The 425-nt window shown below is 76.0% G+C and carries 1 pseudogene; it reads right to left on the bottom strand.

The features are described 5' to 3' along the window. A pseudogene (locus tag G3I78_RS48980) lies at positions 1-425 on the bottom strand (hypothetical protein); the annotation flags it as partial.

Genomic DNA, 425 nt, shown 5'->3' on the forward strand with positions numbered 1-425 from the left:
GCTTCTCGTACGTGACCAGGTGCTCCGCCTCGCCGGGCGCGCAGTGCGCGGGAAGCGGCTCGGTCCACCGGTTGTAGGCGGCCGACGCGTTGTCCTGGCACCACCAGGAATCGGGGGTCACCCGCCGGTAGCCGAACTCCGTCCCGGCCGGTGCGCGGCGGATCCCGAAGGCGTACGGGAGGTCGTACAGGCCCGTCGGCGTCGTGTTGGTGCCCTGGGTGCGGGTCGCGCCCTCGGTCAGGCCGTTCGCGCCGAAGCGGGCGTCGGCGCCGCCGGCCTCGTACCAGCGCCCCGCCCTGCGGTCCCACCAGGTCAGCCGCCCGGTGGTGGATCCGGGGGCGGGGGCGACGGCGGTGATGAGCTGGCTGCCGCCGCCGGTGTCGGCGAGACGGGCCGGCAGCGGATCGGACCCGTACGGGCCCTGC

The organism is Streptomyces sp. SID13726 (assembly GCF_010548375.1).
Classification (GTDB): domain Bacteria; phylum Actinomycetota; class Actinomycetes; order Streptomycetales; family Streptomycetaceae; genus Streptomyces.